The 1133-nt window shown below is 64.3% G+C and carries 1 protein-coding gene and 1 pseudogene; both read left to right on the forward strand.

All coding sequences use genetic code 11. The annotated features are described in order from the left end of the window. The first annotated feature begins 208 nt into the window (after nucleotides 1-208). Complete coding sequence (gene dcd, locus JCM25156_RS17530) at nucleotides 209-763, forward strand: dCTP deaminase (protein ID WP_025814187.1); 555 nt, start codon at nucleotides 209-211, stop codon at nucleotides 761-763. A 17-nt stretch (nucleotides 764-780) separates the two neighbouring features. Further along, nucleotides 781-1133, forward strand: a pseudogene (locus JCM25156_RS25860) (UDP-N-acetylglucosamine 1-carboxyvinyltransferase); the annotation flags it as partial.

Below are 1133 nucleotides of genomic sequence, written 5' to 3' on the forward strand. Positions count from 1 at the left end.
CGGCCTGCGCGCCAACCTGCGCCGCCGCAAGCAGCAGAGCCGCGCGCGCACCACCCCCGACACCGACATGGACCAGCCGGAGAAGGGCGACATATCCGGCAACGAAAGGTGATTGCCGGTTGCGGTCGGCTGGTCACTTCGCTAGTGGTCGCGCAGCGGGCGGCGGCTTTTCCGTCCACGCGCCATCAATGCCGAAGGAAGGGACACCATGCCAATAATGCCTGATACGTGGATTCGTCGCATGGCCACGGAACATGGCATGATCGAACCCTTCGTGGAGAAGCAGAACCGCAGCGGGGTCATCTCCTTCGGCCTGTCGTCCTATGGGTACGACGCGCGCGTGGCGAGCGAGTTCAAGATTTTCACCGATGTGGACAACGCGGTGGTGGACCCCAAGAACTTTGCCGAAAACAGCTTCGTGACCCGCCGGGGGGACTGCTGCACCATCCCGCCCCACAGCTTCGTGCTGGCGCATACGGTCGAATATTTCCGCATACCGCGTGATACGCTGGTCATCTGCCTGGGCAAGTCAACCTATGCGCGCTGCGGCATTATCGTGAACGTGACCCCGCTGGAGCCGGAATGGGAAGGCCAGGTCACGATCGAGATCAGCAACACCACCCCGCTGCCCGCGCGCATCTACGCCAATGAGGGGATCTGCCAGTTCCTGTTCCTGCAGGGCGCCTCCCCGTGCGAGATCAGCTACGCCGACCGCAAGGGCAAATACATGGGGCAGGTCGGCGTCGCCCCGCCGCGCATGTAAGGCAGGGAATACAAGGCATGGACCGTTTCATCATTCACGGCGGGCATCCGCTGCGCGGCGACATCATTATCGGGGGGGCGAAGAATTCGGCGCTCAAGCTGCTGGTCGCCGGACTGCTCACGTCCGAACGGCTCGTGCTGGACAACGTGCCCCGCATTGCCGACATCCGCACCATGCGCAGGCTGCTCGAACAGCACGGCCTGACGGTGGAGGACGTGAACGGCGACAGCGGCACGATCGCGGTGGGCGGCAGCATCACCAACACCGAAGCGCCGTATGACATCGTATCAAAGATGCGGGCCTCGATTCTCGTGCTCGGCCCGCTTCTGGCGCGGTGCGGGGTGGCGCGCGTGTCGCTGCCCGGCGGCTA

The organism is Komagataeibacter kakiaceti JCM 25156, from assembly GCF_000613305.1.